Raw genomic sequence first — 12,356 nt, 5'->3', positions numbered from 1 at the left:
CTCAGACCTCCTGTCGGCGGACCATGCGGGCGAAGAGCCGGCTGTCGTCCACCAGCTCCTCGAAGGGGCCGTCGGCGACGACCCTCCCCTGGTCGAGTACGTAGATCCGATCCGCCGACTTGATGGTGCTCAGCCGGTGCGCGATCACGATCCGGGTGATGTCCAACTCGGCGATCCTCCGGCTGACCAGCGCCTGGGTGTGGTTGTCCAGGGCGCTCGTCGCCTCGTCGAGGATGAGGATGCGCGGGCGTTTCACCAGCGCTCTGGCGATGAGCAGCCGCTGGAGCTGGCCGCCCGAGAAGGACGCGTTGTCCTCTCCGACGACGGTGTGCATGCCCATGGGCATCGCGGCGATGTCGCCGTCCAGGTCGGCCAGGCGGGCCGCCCACCAGGCGTCCTCCTCCGTGGCGCCGGGCACGTCGCCGATGATGTTCTCCAGGATCGAGCCTCTGAGCACCCTGGCCTGCTGCATCACGACGCCCACCTGGGCGCGCACCCGGCGCAGTTCGAGGTCGCGCAGGTCGCCGCCGTCGTAGAGGACCTGGCCGGTGCGGGGTGGTTCGAAGCCCAGCAGCAGGCGCACCAGCGTGGACTTGCCCGCGCCGGACGGGCCCGCGACCGCGACGAACTCGCCCGGCTTGAACACCATCGACACGTCGTCGAGGATCCGCATCGCGGTGCCGGGGTAGGCGAAGGAGACGCCGCTGAGCCGTACCAGCCCGCCCAGCTCGCCCGGGTCCTTGGCGCCCGGCGACGTCTCGGGCGCCCGCTCCAGCACCGGGCGCAGCCGCTCGAACCGGGGCAGGAGGGCGAAGGCCGCTTCCACCGCCCTGTTCATCTGGCCGAGCGCGAGCACGAACTGGCCGAGCGCCACGGCGGCGATCACGAACGACGCCGTCGGGACGCCCCAGGTCAGGCCGGTGGCGGCCAGGAGCAGCAGCAGCGCCGGCTGCGCCGAGGCGCCGATCGCCGCCGACACCGCCCGCTCGCGCTGGATCGCCTCGGCCGCGCGCTGCTGCGTGGCGAACAGCCGGGACCACAGCCCGAACACCTGGGCCTCCCGGCCCGCGACGTGGATCTTGTCGATCGCGCCGAGGCACGCGTACAGCAGGGAGTAGACCTTGCCGTACTGCTCGTGCATGACCAGCTCGTGCCGCTGCTGGCGGACCGCGCGCCCGGCGAGCACGGCGAGCAGCGCGCCCACCCCGCCCAGCGCGACCAGGGCCAGCCGCCAGTCCACGGCGAGCAGCGCCAGCAGGCCGAACAGGGAGAACATGCCGCCGAGGAGGGAGTTGACCGCGGCCTCGCCGAGCGCCTTGCGCATGTCGGCGATGGCGTTGGCGCGCTGGACCAGCTCGCCGGTGCTGTAGCGGTTGAAGAACGGCAGGTCGAGGGAGATGAGGTGGCTCCAGACGGCGGGTTCGAGCCGTTCCTGGAGACGGCTGTGGACGCGTACGAGCACCGAGTTGCGCACGGCGAGGAGCAGGGCGCTCGCGCACACCATGGCGGCGATGATCGCCGCGGTCCAGATCGTCGCGGGCCGGTCGGCGGGGTTGGCCGCGGAGGTCAGCAGGCCGAAGGTGAGCAGGGGGACACCGAGCGCGAGCAGCCCGGCGCCGCCGCCGGCCGCGAGGAGCCAGGCCAGCTCCCTGCCCGCGCCGCGCAGGCCGAACCTGAGCAGCGCGACGGGGGTGGCGACGCCCTCGCCGAGCGGCGGGTAGATCTGCCAGGCGTCGGGGGCGAGGCCGGCGGCCACGGACTCGGTCACCCGGCACGGGTCCGCCGCCGGGTCCGCGGCGCGGTAGCCGCCCCGGTGCGGCAGGAGCGCCACCGGCCGGCCGCCCTCCCGGGTGAAGCCGATCATGGGGACGGTGGCCTCGCGCCACCATCGTCCGGAAAGGCGTACCCGCCGGTGCCTGACCCTGGCGGCGTCCAGCGCCGCGCCGAGCGGGTCGCCGGGCCCAGAGCCGGAGTCGGCGTCGGGGCCGGCGTCCGGGGCGCTGTCCCGCACGGCGAACCCGCAGTGGTCGCCGAGCGTCTTGACCACTTTCGCGGCGTGTTCGGCGGTCGTCCGGGGCCGGTCGGGGGAGGGTGGAGCGCCGGCGGCGACCCCGACATCGGCGAACGACCGCCGGAGCGTCTCGCTCGTGGCCGCCACCCTGGCCGCGCGCCAGTTGTCCCGGTCGGCCTCCTCCGCCTCGGCCAGCAGCAGCACCTGCTCCAGCGCCCCGCGGTGCAGCGCGCGCAGCTCGCGGTCGCTCGGCGGGTCCTGCGCCGCGCCGGCCCCCTGCCGGCCTGGGCGGGGCGCCGCCGGCCGGCCGCCGCCCGCGCCGTCCTGCGCGCCGGGCCGGTGGAGGCGGCGCGCCCAGGCCGACAGCGCGCCCGCGTCCCTGCGGACGCGGCGCACCGACGTCCCGTCGGCCGCGGCGGCCAGGACGGTGTAGCCCTGCGGCAGGTCGGTGGCGGCGAAGCCGTGCATGAGCTGGCCGCTCTCCACGCGGACGACGCGGCGGCGGGGGCCCTGGCCGTCCACGGGCGCCAGCAGGACGTCGACGGAGCCGCTGACGACGTGCCAGCAGGCATAGGGGTCGATCAGCTCGATCTCGCTGACGGGGTAGCCGTTCATGCCGCTTCCTCGACGAGTGTGCGGTAGGGGCCGGGCTCAGCGATGAGCTCGGCGTGGGTTCCCCGCTGGACGACCTTGCCGCGGTCCAGCACGAGGATCAGGTCGCTGTCGCGTACGGTGCTGAGCCGGTGCGCGATGACCACGCACGTGCAGCCCCTGGCTTTGAGGTTGGCGTCCACCAGGGCCTCGGTCTCCGCGTCGAGCGCGCTGGTGGCCTCGTCCAGCACCAGCACCGAGGGGGACAGCGCGAGCGCCCGGGCGATCTCCAGGCGCTGCCGCTCGCCGCCCGACAGGTTGCGGCCCCGCTCCTCGACCAGGCCGCCCGACAGCCCGCCCCTGCGGTGGACCACCTCGGCGATGCAGGCGTCGCCGACCGCCCGGCGCAGCCGGTACGCGGGAACCGTCGGGTCCCACAGCGTGAGGTTGTCGGCCACCGTGCCCTCGAACACCTGCAGGTTCTGCTCCACGTAGCCGATCGAGGTGGACAGCGTCTCCCTGGGCAGCTCGTCCCTCGGCACGCCGTCGAACCTGATCTGCCCGGACCACGGCACGACCGCTCCGGTGAGCAGGCGGGCGACCGTGGACTTGCCGCTGCCGGTGCGGCCGACGATGGCAATGCGCTGGCCCGGCTCCACGCGCCACGACAGCCCCTCGATCACCGGCCCGTGCTGGCGGTCGTACCCGAAGGTGACCCCGTCGAACTCCACCGTGCCGCGCAGGCCCCCCGCCCCCTCGGGGGCGCCGGGGGGTTCGGCGTGGCGGGGGTCGGGCTCGGCCTGCAGCGCGTCGTCGAGCATGCCGGTCTGCGCGACCACGACCTGCGCCTCGGCGCCGACCCCGACCAGCGAGGACATGGGTACGAGGAAGGCGCCGACGAGGAGCTGCGCCGCGATGACGGTCTCCATCGTGACCTCGCCGCGGGCCATCAGCACCGCCCCGGTGATCACCATGGTGGCCCCGGCGAGGGAGCCGAGCGCGGCGGGCACCACCATCAGCGCCTGCGTGACCCGCATCAGTTCCTGGGCCGCCGACATGGTCCGCGCCGACAGCCCCGCCCACTTGGCGAAGAACCATCCCTCGGCGCCGTCGGCCTTCAGCGACTCGGCCATCGAGACGCCGTTGAACGCCATGCTGTCCCTGCGGTGCTCGTCGAAGATGAGCCGCTGCTGGTGCGGGGCGGTGCGGCGGCTGACCGCGCGCATCGCCACCAGATTGACCGCCGCCAGCAGCACGGCGACGGCGGCGAAGGCCGGGTGGAAGGCGAACAGGATCGACGAGTGCACCACCATGGTGAGCAGGGCCGCGATGACGGCGGCGACCCGGTCCGACAGCAGCAGGGCCAGCCCCGCGCCGAAGGACGTCCTGGTCACCAGGCCACCGGTCTGCCGCCGGTGGAAGTGGTCGCCCGGTAGCCTGAGCAGCCGCCACACGTACCGGCCGGACAGGTCGGCCGCCATCGCCAGCTGCACGGCACCGAGCAGCCGCTGCTGCGCCCACATGCCGGCCAGGGTGAAGCCGACGCAGCCGAGCAGCCCGAGGAGCACGGGCGCGGACCAGGCCGCGCCGCCTTCGACCAGCACCTTGCCCAGCAGGAGCCGGGTCAGCAGCGCGGTGACCGCCGCGGGCAGGGCCAGCATGAAGGCCATGACGGCGATGGCGAGCAGCGTGGACAGGTACGGCCGCACCTTCGCCAGCACCGAGCGGGCCATGGGGAACCGCTGCCCGCCCGGTGTGAAGCCCTCGCCCGGGCGTGGTACCAGCACGATCCCGCTGAATCGCCGCCGGAACTCCTCTCTGCTCAGCCGGATCCTGCCCACGGCGGGGTCGTTGAGGTAGGCCCACCGCTTGCGCATGCCTTCCAGCACCACGTAGTGCCGCTGGTCGACGAAGATCATCGAGGGGACGGGGAAGCTCTCCAGCGCGTCGGCCTCCACTCGCCAGCCGCCGATGGTGAAGCCGTACTCCTCGGCCGCCGCCTTGAGCCCGGCTCCCGTGAGGCCGTCCCTGCCCACTCCGCACCGTTCTCTGATGTCGCGTACGGGGACGCGCAGGCCGTGGTGGGCGAAGATCGTGCTCAGGCAGGCGGGCCCGCAGTCGGCGTCCTCCATCTGCGGCCGGCGCTCGGTGCGTACCGGCCGCGGCCTGGTCGCGTGCTCAGCCACGACGCCCTCCGGCGAACAGGGCGTCCACGGGGCGGACGACGGCGACGGTGATCTCCCCCGACACCGGGGTGAGCGTGGCGCCCGGCCAGGCCGGCCGGTCGAGGTCGACGGTCACCAGGTGCCGCCCGTCCGCCCGCAGGGCCTCGCCGAACAGCGGGCGCAGCAGCTCGCCCGAGGCGGGGTACGGCTCGACCGCGCTCACCCGGCCCCGCGCGCCCGTGCCGCCGAACGTGACGCTCTGGCCTGGGGCGAGCGCGCCGATCCGGTCCCGGCCGACCATGAGCAGCGCCCGCAGGGGGCCGGCGGCCGGGTCGACCGCCGCGACGGTGCCGCCCGCGGCCAGGACCGCGCCGGGGGCCGCCGTACGCAGCACCCGTCCCGTCGCGGTGCCCGTCACGACGTGCCGGCGTCCCCGCTCGTCGGCCAGCACGGCCAGCGGCGTCGCCGGGGTCACCTCCTGGCCCACGCGGACCAGGAGCTCGGCCACGCTGCCGGGCACGGGGGCGGCCACCGGTACGGGACCGGCGCCCGCCACCAGCACGCCGGTGCCGGAGACCACGTCGCGGACCTGGCCCAGCCAGGTCCAGCTCGCCGCGCAGCCCGCGACCAGGATGAGCGCGGCCGCGGCGAGCCACGCCTTGGCCCGCACCGTGGAGACGAGCTCGTCGATCCGCTCGCCTCCCGGCGCCTCCGTCGCGGTCATGGTCATCGCGTGTCACTCTCCCGGGGTCGGCGTGTACAGGCAGAAGCAGAGGCTGAGCAGGCACGGAGGGGGCGGCGGCATCGCCTCGGACCCGTCGAGGATCTCGATGACGAGCTCGCTGCCGGGCTCCGGCGGCAGCGCCGGGGCGACTGCCCCGTCGGCCAGCCGGAGGTTGTACTCGGCCAGGACCGAGAGGGGGTCGTGCTCGTACCGGAGTCTGAAGTCGGCGTCGAGCCACGACCTCGCGGTCAGCTCGCCGAACGCCCTGCGCTGAGTCGTGTCCCAGCCGATGGTGTCCACAGTCATCACAAGTCCTCCCGCCGCGGGTGTGTGAGATGCTGGTCTGGCGAGGTGGTGGGCATCTGGACTGTCCACCACCACGCCTTGCGAGGTCGTCAGGCGTTCTGTCCGCCGGAGAAGCATCCGGTCGGGCAGCTCACCGTGCCGATCGTGCCGAGGGCGCCGCCCGCGGACGATTCGAGGCTCTCCAGGTCGATGGCCTGGCCGGGGTGGTCAGGAAGGTCGGGCGGGGCGAGCTCGCGTGGCCAGTCGACGCCCGCTTCGGCGAGGGCGGCGCGCGGGTCTCGTTCGAACTCCCGCCTGAGCGACTCGTCGGACCAGGCGCGTGCGACGAATCTGGCGATCTGCCGGCGCAGTTCCGGGGACAGGGTGGGGTCTTCTGGCATGAGGTCACCTCGTTGGTGAGGCCCCGGGGTTCCGGGTCGGTCAGGGACGGCCGCCTACGAGGTCCAGATTCGTCATCAGCGGCAAAAGCCGCCAGAAACAACTAACACCGACGTATCGTGATGTTCATCATTTCTGGTAGTCAGGATTTCCTGATGGGAGCCCCTGCTCCCGATGCGCGAAGTCGCGCATCTCTCTCTGGGCCTCGCGGGCCATGTCGAGCATGCGGCCCAGCTCTGTCTTGACGTTCTCCGCGTCGCCCTCCACGCCGGCGACGACCCTGCGGCCCTGCTCGGCGATGGCGTCGATCCGGCTGCCGAGGATGCCCTCCAGCTCGCCCATCGCCCGCGCGCGCTGCGCCGCCACCTCGACCATGGCCAGCTCGGCCCTGGTCGCGTAGAGGACCCGCGCCGTTTCGGCGAAATGCGTCAGGCCCGCCAGGGGGATGGCCGCCACGGAGACGGACAGGGTCCAGGACAGCCCTCCCACGAGATCGTCGCCGAGCAGCATCGACTTGGCCGTCTCGGCGACGGCCACCAGCAGGAACGCCGGCAGGGGGTACGGCCTGGGCAGGATCCCCAGCGCCATCGCGGCGAGGAGCACGCCCGACGCGGCCCACCACTCGCCCAGGAACGGAAGCGGCAGGTAGACCAGGAGCGCCATGACCCCCACCGCCCACCGGTGCCACGGTCCGCGCGGGCCGGTGCAGCCGGCCGCGATGTAGAGGGCGAGGGCCGCGATCGTCAGCAGGACGCCTGGGATGCGCCAGGGATGGGGATTCTCGATGTAGTACGCCAACGTGGGGAAGATCAGGTAGATGGCGAACGCCACGATCGCCGCACGGCCGAGCCGCACTTCCAGTGGCGCGCGAGCCGTCACCCTCGAACCGGGAGCCCCTGTCTGGGTCACAAGCGGATCATGACAACCGATCTGGACAGAGGCAACGCATCACTGGCGACTTTTCGCATATTTCGGGTTTTTGCGGCTTCCGCACCGAACAAATCCGGTGCCGTTGACCGCGGCGCCGCTGACCGTCACCCGCGATCCCGACCCCGGGGGTGACGTCGGGAGCCGCTTGCCTGCCCTGCGGGGGCGAGGCGACGGTGGCACCCGGCGGCGGCGGGCCGCCGGGTGCCATGCCAGGGGCGTGGGGCGCGCCACGAGCCGGACCGCGGGTTCGGACCGCGGGCCCGGCCTCGGGCCGGATCGCGCGACAGGCCGGGCCGCGCCCCAGCGGCGCCGTCAGGCCTCCGCGGCTCCCGCGCAGCCATAGGTGGAGGCGGTGGCGACGCAGCCGGTGAAGCAGCTGACCGAGCTGGCGGAGCCGAAGCAGCCGTCGGCCGGGGCCTCGGTGCCGGCCGCGACCTCGAGCTCCTCGATGCTGAACTCGCCGGCGGGCTTCGGGGGCAGCGGCGGCGTGGCCACGCCCTCGGGGTACGCGATGCCGTACTCGGCCAGCATCTGGCGAGGCTCGCGGCCGTAACGGCTCTTCACGTCCTCCTCTGACCAGGCGGCGGCGATCAGCCTGGCGAACTTCTTGCGGTCCTCGTCACCGAGAATGTAGAGGCTTTCGGCCATCGGGCCCACTCTCCTTCCGCCTCGGCTCGCAGCCGAGATCCGATGGGAGTGGCAGCGGGCATCTGGACTGCTCGCTGCCCCTTGTTGCAGGTCAAGCCTCGCGCGCCGGGCCTTTCGCCGGTAGAAACAACTAACACGAACCCCTGTGACAACTGTCATGTGACACTTCTCCCGGAGCCGACGATCGCCCGGAGGGTGAAACGTCGGGTCGAGGTGGCGACGAGGAGTCCCAGTGCGGCGTAGGCCGCGCCGAGCAGACTGGCGGCCGGCCATCCCGCAGCGCTGTAGGCCCAGGTGGTGGTGATCGCACCGAGCGCGGAGCCGAGGGAGTAGCAGGCCATGTAGGCGCCGATGACGCTGCTGCTCTGGTCGGGGCGGGCGTCGGTGAGCAGGTGCTGGTTGCTGACGTGAACGGCCTGCACGGCGAAGTCCAGGACGACGACGCCGGCGATCAGCAGCCACAGCGAGGACCCCGCCTGGGCGATCAGCAGCCACGAGGCCGTGAGCAGGGCCAGCGACCAGCCGGTGACCGAGGGCGCCAGGCCCCGGTCGGCCCACCGGCCGGCCCGGGCCGCGCCCAGCGCCCCGGTGAGACCGGCGAGTCCGAACAGTCCGATCTCGGTGGTGCCGAGGTACCAGGGCGCGTCGCCGAGCGGGAGCGCCAGCCCGCTCCACAGCGTGCCGAAGGAGGCGAACAGGAAGAACGCGACCAGTCCCCGGCTGAGGAAGAGCCGGTCGCCGACGGCCAGACGACCCAGCGACGACAGCAGCTGCCCGTACCGGGCTCGGGGGCGGCGGAGGTCGGCCCCGAGGGTGAATCGGGCGGCGAGCGCGAGCATCGCGCAGAGCCCGGCGATGACGAGGTAGACCATGCGCCAGTCGGCCAGCTCGCCCAGCGTGCCCGCGACCACCCGTACCCCGAGGATCCCGATGACCACGCCCGAGGTGACCGCTCCGATGTTGCGGCCACGCTCGCCGGCCGGTGAGACGGCGGCGACGTAGGCCACCGTGATCTGGACGACCACGGCGAACAGTCCGGCCAGGGCCAGGCCCGCGATCGCGACGCCACCGCCGGGTGCGGCGGCGGTCACCCCCGCGCCTGCCGCCGTGAGCAGCAGGTGCACCGTGATGAGCCTGCGGCGGTCGAACAGGTCACCCAGCGGGACCAGCAGCACCAGCCCCGCGAGATAGCCGATCTGACCGGCGGCGACCAGCCAGCCCAGCGCTCCTTCCCCCAGCCCGAGATCCTGGCCCGCGGCTTCGAGGACCGGCTGGATGCCGTAGATGGCCGACACCGCCACCGCGCACACCAGCGCGAGCACGGCCCGCTGCCTTCCCGTCAACCCTGACGACATATCGCCCTCCAGTAGGTTGCAAAATGCAACTCATCCGAAGCTAGGGCATACTGGTTTCAGATTGCAACTCATCTCGGAGGGGGCCGGTGGACGTCACACTCGCCGCGGGAAGCGCCTGGACCGACCCGGCCTGCCCGGTCGCACGGACGGTCGACCTGATAGGCGACCGGTGGAGCCTGCTGATCATCCGGGACGCGATGGACGGGGCGACGACCTTCACCGAGTTCCTTCAGCGGCTGGGGATCGCCCGCAACATCCTCACCGACCGGCTCCGCAAGCTCGTCGAGCACGGCATCCTCGACAAGAGCGCCGCCGGCGACGACGGCAGGCGACACACGTACCGGCTCACCGAAGCCGGGCAGGACCTCTTCACGGCCGTCGTCGCCCTCCGCCAATGGGGCGAGCGCCACGCCTTCGCCCCGGACGAGCCGCACTCCGTCCTCGTCGACGGCCAAGGGCGGGAGCTGGCCGAGCTCCGCCCGCTCAGCCAGGACGGCGCGCCGCTCTCCGCCGAGGCGTCACACGTTCGGAAAATCGGGGTCGCCGCACCATGAAGACGTCGACCGGGTCCTCGGTCTCCACCGTGAACCCGTGGCGTTCGTACAGCCGTTGCGCGGCGCTCCCCTGCAGGACGTTCAGCCGGACGGTCACGCCTTCGGCGTCGGCCCGCTCCAGCAGTTCGCGCAGCACGGCCGTGCCGAGGCCGCGGCCGTGGAGTTCCTGGGCGAGGTAGAAGTGCTCAAGCCACCACGCGTCCTGGCCCGGGCGGAACGTCACGCAGCCCGCGAAGCCGCCGTCCGTTTCGATGACCGACGTGTGGTCCGGGGAGAAGGAGTCCCGGAACCGCTGCCGGACCCGGTGCTCGTCGAAGCGGCCCAGCCGCTGCAGGTCCGGGCGCATGACCGACGCGCGTAGGTCGGCGATCGCCTCGACGTCTCCCGGCTCCGCGCGGCGCAGCGTCCACGTCATCGGGTGGTCGGACCCGATCCCGTGCGTCGCGAATCCCGGCCGCCCCCCGTCTGTTGTCATGCGCGGGAGTATCCCAGAGGCCCGCCCGCAGGCCGGTGGCCGGGGTGGGGAGAAACTGCTCGTCTCGTCGCCGGAACTCGACCCGGCGCGCAGGATCAAGCAGCACCTGGCGGCGACGCCTTCGTGCCGCGGGTCTCCGGCGGCGAGCTCACCAGCAGCACCGGCGGGCGCGCTACCGGGAGGTGCCCGACGCTCGATCGGCTGCGCGGCCACCACGCCTGACTTGAGGCGGACTTGGGCCGCCCGGTCCGGCCGCAGGTTTTCGCCCAAGTCCCGCGCAACCCTCTCCCGCGAAACTCCCGGGATCAGTCCGATCTTGAGGAGATTGAGGAGATCGAGGTGCGTAGAGCATGGACGGCGCTGGCCGCCGCTCTGGTGCTGGCCGGCGGCCTGGCCGCCGCGCCGGCGCAGGCCGCGGCCGCATCGGTGAAAGTGGGCAGGGTGACGGCCGCACCCGCCCGATACGCGGGCTCGTGTCCGGCCACCACGGCGTTCGCGGCCAAGGTCGCGGTGCGGGGCGCGAAAAGGATCAGCTACCGCTGGCTGCGCGGCGACGGCACCAAGGGGCCGATCCGCACCGCGCAGGTCAAGGGCGGGGCGGTGGTCGTACGGGATCGGCAGATGTTCGCGGCGAGCACGTCGGGATGGCAGGCGCTGCAGGTGCTCAGCCCCCGGAAGGCGACCTCGGCCAAGAGCCGCTTCACGGTGTCGTGTGACCCCCTCCGGTTGGAGGACGTTTCCGAGGACAGAGCGCGCGTCGGGGTCACCCTGGCCACGCCCGCGCCGTACCGGGGAGAGTGCCGTCCGCCCGGCCGGACGGTGACGTTCGACGGGCGGATCACGGTGTCGAGGACGCCTGCCGCGGTGGCGTACCGGTGGGTGGACAGTGACGGCGGCGCCGAGCCGGTCGAGCGGCTGTGGCTCACCGCGCGAAGCACGGCGGTCAGCTCCCGCCGTACGTTCCTGACCGGTCATTCCGGCCACCGCCGGCTGGAGGTCCTGGACGCCAGGGGCCGCGTGACGGACTCCGCCCAGGTCACCTACCGCGTGACCTGCACCGACCCGCCCGAGCCGGGCCCGGTCGCTGCCGCCGCCAACCCGCGGGTGACGCCCGCGCGGTACGAGGGGCCGTGCGGACGGCCGGTCGCGTTCGTGTTCCGCGTCGATCTCGCGGTCACCAGGCCGGCCAAGGTCACCTATCAGTGGGTACGCGGCGACGGCACGACGGTCCCCGGCGAGGTCGTGCTCGGAGGAGACCTGACCACGGTGCTGGAGAACACCTGGACGGTGACGGACCCTTCGAAGGTGGGCGGCGGTTCGGCGTACTTGCGCGTGCTCACCCCGAACGCGACCGCCACGCGGCCGGCCGCCTTCACGATCGCCTGCCGGGACGGCGACGCGGTCACGATCACCGGAACCCAGGTCGTCGAAAGCCGGAACCCGCAGCCCTGCCCGGGAACGTCCAGGCAGTACACGATCATCTCGCAGGTCACCCCGGCGCCCTCCGCGACGCTGCCGCTCACGATCAGCTACCGGTGGCGCTGGGCGGACGGCAGCTACACCGCGCCGTTCACCCACACCTTCACCCAGGCCGCCACGCTCCGTCCGCAACGGGTCTGGGACGAGTGGATCAGCAAGACCGGCAAGATCTGGCTGGAGGTGACGGCGAACGACAGGGTCACGCGCGGCGAGGCGGTCGGCTACGAGGTCGACTGCGGCAAGCCGCCCGCGGGCTCCTACCCGCGCGTGGTCTCGGTCACCGAAGCCTCCGTCACCCCGGCGAACTACCGGGGCGAGTGCCCGGTCACCCTGAAGGCGCGGGCCAGGGTGACGGTGTCGGGGCCGATGGAGCAGACGGTGTACGCGCAGTGGTTCTTCGACGAGACTCTGGCCGCCTGGCTCGACAGCGCTGCCTTCCCGCCGGGCGATCCGCTGACCAAGGTCATCGAGCGCGAGTTCACGGTGGACGAGTCCACGGGCAGGACCGTCACCGGATACATGGAGACCAGGCTGCCCAACGTCGTCGCCTCCGGCCCGATGACGTACTCGGTCACCTGCACCTGAAAAACCCTAATTACCTACCAATTCAATTGACTTTAACGGTGGGGCGATCTACGTTTGATGGCGTGACGACGACGGCTCTGACCATCCGGGGTCACGTGGACTTCTGCCGCGTGGCCAGCGCGCTCTGTCCTTCCTTCCGACCGCAGGCAAACCCT

At 72.7% G+C, this 12,356-nt stretch carries 11 protein-coding genes; 2 read left to right on the top strand and 9 right to left on the bottom strand.

Annotated elements, in window-relative coordinates; all coding sequences use genetic code 11:
- Nucleotide 1: 1 nt before the first annotated feature.
- The 8 genes from HD596_RS27600 to HD596_RS27565 form a co-directional block, all read right to left on the bottom strand.
- A complete protein-coding gene (locus tag HD596_RS27600) occupies nt 2-2,626 on the bottom strand; it encodes an ATP-binding cassette domain-containing protein (protein ID WP_185072216.1) in 2,625 nt (874 codons plus the stop codon).
- Nucleotides 2,623-4,788 carry a cysteine peptidase family C39 domain-containing protein gene (locus tag HD596_RS27595; RefSeq protein ID WP_185072215.1) on the bottom strand — a complete coding sequence of 722 codons (2,166 nt, stop codon included), beginning with the start codon at nt 4,786-4,788 and terminating at the stop codon, nt 2,623-2,625. Before HD596_RS27595 ends, HD596_RS27600 begins: the two co-directional genes overlap by 4 nt.
- Complete coding sequence (locus HD596_RS27590; protein WP_185072214.1) at nt 4,781-5,497, bottom strand: hypothetical protein; 717 nt, start codon at nt 5,495-5,497, stop codon at nt 4,781-4,783. The genes HD596_RS27595 and HD596_RS27590 overlap by 8 nt, the downstream gene beginning before the upstream one ends.
- Before the next feature lie 6 nt (nt 5,498-5,503).
- Nucleotides 5,504-5,797 carry a putative TOMM peptide gene (locus HD596_RS27585; protein WP_185072213.1) on the bottom strand — a complete coding sequence of 98 codons (294 nt, stop codon included), beginning with the start codon at nt 5,795-5,797 and terminating at the stop codon, nt 5,504-5,506.
- Nucleotides 5,798-5,886: 89 nt separating this feature from the next.
- Entirely contained in the window at nt 5,887-6,177 is a 291-nt protein-coding gene (locus tag HD596_RS27580; protein ID WP_185072212.1) for a hypothetical protein, read from the bottom strand.
- A gap of 127 nt (nt 6,178-6,304) precedes the next feature.
- Nucleotides 6,305-7,084 carry a sensor histidine kinase gene (locus tag HD596_RS27575; protein WP_185072211.1) on the bottom strand — a complete coding sequence of 260 codons (780 nt, stop codon included), beginning with the start codon at nt 7,082-7,084 and terminating at the stop codon, nt 6,305-6,307.
- Nucleotides 7,085-7,417: 333 nt separating this feature from the next.
- Nucleotides 7,418-7,753 carry a thiocillin family RiPP gene (locus HD596_RS27570; RefSeq protein ID WP_185072210.1) on the bottom strand — a complete coding sequence of 112 codons (336 nt, stop codon included), beginning with the start codon at nt 7,751-7,753 and terminating at the stop codon, nt 7,418-7,420.
- A 155-nt stretch (nt 7,754-7,908) separates the two neighbouring features.
- Nucleotides 7,909-9,108 (bottom strand): MFS transporter, encoded by a 1,200-nt coding sequence (locus HD596_RS27565; protein WP_185072209.1) that lies wholly within the window; start codon nt 9,106-9,108, stop codon nt 7,909-7,911.
- An 86-nt stretch (nt 9,109-9,194) separates the two neighbouring features.
- Here HD596_RS27565 and HD596_RS27560 point away from each other — a divergent pair, with 86 nt between their 5' ends.
- Nucleotides 9,195-9,662 carry a winged helix-turn-helix transcriptional regulator gene (locus HD596_RS27560; protein WP_185072208.1) on the top strand — a complete coding sequence of 156 codons (468 nt, stop codon included), beginning with the start codon at nt 9,195-9,197 and terminating at the stop codon, nt 9,660-9,662.
- On the opposite strand, the gene HD596_RS27555 is transcribed toward HD596_RS27560, so the two are convergent.
- Complete coding sequence (locus HD596_RS27555) at nt 9,592-10,137, bottom strand: GNAT family N-acetyltransferase (protein ID WP_246554899.1); 546 nt, start codon at nt 10,135-10,137, stop codon at nt 9,592-9,594. The genes HD596_RS27560 and HD596_RS27555 overlap by 71 nt on opposite strands.
- Before the next feature lie 339 nt (nt 10,138-10,476).
- Between HD596_RS27555 and HD596_RS27550 the strand changes: the two genes are divergently transcribed.
- On the top strand, nt 10,477-12,201 hold the full coding sequence (locus tag HD596_RS27550) for a hypothetical protein (RefSeq protein WP_185072207.1): 1,725 nt from the start codon (nt 10,477-10,479) through the stop codon (nt 12,199-12,201).
- Nucleotides 12,202-12,356 lie beyond the last annotated feature (155 nt).

This window comes from Nonomuraea jabiensis (assembly GCF_014204795.1).
Lineage (GTDB): Bacteria > Actinomycetota > Actinomycetes > Streptosporangiales > Streptosporangiaceae > Nonomuraea > Nonomuraea jabiensis.
The sequence above is the reverse complement of the archived record's forward strand: the minus strand, read 5'-3'. Positions and strand labels throughout refer to the sequence as shown.